The organism is Methylicorpusculum sp. (assembly GCF_030651835.1).
Classification (GTDB): Bacteria; Pseudomonadota; Gammaproteobacteria; order Methylococcales; family Methylomonadaceae; genus Methylicorpusculum.
This window is the reverse complement of the sequence record NZ_JAUSBX010000141.1, coordinates 1-1131: the sequence shown is the minus strand read 5'-3', so window position 1 is coordinate 1131 and position 1131 is coordinate 1. Positions and strand designations below refer to the sequence as shown.

The window sequence follows — 1131 nt, the reverse complement described above, 5'->3', positions numbered from 1 at the left end:
TATACCCACCGCACTTCAAATTTCGGCACTCACCCCTGACCGATGATCTGGAATCGATCGGTCAATAGCGAGCGCAACGAGGCGTGGTATTGATTCAATCCGGCAAAGAACTGATCGCAGGCCGTTTTGAATTGAGGGAAGGTTTCGTAATAGCGCCCATACAGAACGGTTTTCTTGAAGAACTTCCAAAATCGCTCGATCAAGTTGAGATTAGGCGCATAAGGCGGCAGAAAAACCAGTTCGATCTTGGAATTTGTCAGATAATCCTTCACTTGCTGAGACCGGTAATACCGAGCGTTGTCGCAGATGATACGAATCCGCGCAGCCCCTGGATTTTGTAAGTCGATCTGTTGAAACAGCTTGATGGTCGACTGGGCATTGATGGAGTCGTCATAGCGTACGATGGCACTGAGATCACTGCAATCGATGACACTATTGATATTGAGCCGTTGCCGACCGGTGTTGCTGCGAATTTCGTGGGCTTGCCCGCGCTTGATCCAGCCGTAGCCGGCAATTGGATTGTGATGAGGATGCGTGGCATCCATGAAGTAAATGCGGTCTTTCGGCTTTTTCGCTTCTTGAAGTTGACGGTACTCTTCAATGAACGCGCGTTGCCGCTCTGCATCGGTTTTACCGGGAATCAGCTTGGGCTTTTTGTAGACGAAACCCAAGCGGTGCAGTAGCTGAGTGATCCCGCGTTCGCTATAGGTGACTTGCCAAGTTTGTTGGACATAGTGCGCGACCTGTTTGGCGGTCAGGCATAAATGGCTTTGCAGATAGTCGGTGAGCTGTTGGCGTTGTTCGTCATTTAAGGCGCATTCGCTGCCGCCTGCGTCATTGCGAAGCAAGGCTATCAGTCCGCCTTTGCGGTAGCGTTTGTGATGGTTGCGTACACTTTCCCGGTCAATCATCAGTGCCTGCGCTACTTGGGTGACTTGCCAGCCACTGCCAAGCAAGTAAACGGCTTTGATCCGATCCGCATACCGCTTGTCGCTGGTATGGCGGTGCTCGCATTCCAGCTCGTCGAGTTCTTCTTGTGTTAGATGGTAACGATTTGACATAGGTTGATTATAAACAAATCAGTCGGTTATCGCCTACTCCTAAACCTAATTTTGATTTGCGAGGAGTATA

General features: G+C 50.1%; 1 protein-coding gene. It reads right to left on the bottom strand.

Translation table 11 applies throughout. The features are described 5' to 3' along the window. Positions 1-29: 29 nt before the first annotated feature. Complete coding sequence (locus Q7V32_RS18175) at positions 30-1061, bottom strand: IS630 family transposase (RefSeq protein ID WP_304898398.1); 1032 nt, start codon at positions 1059-1061, stop codon at positions 30-32. Positions 1062-1131: the final 70 nt, after the last annotated feature.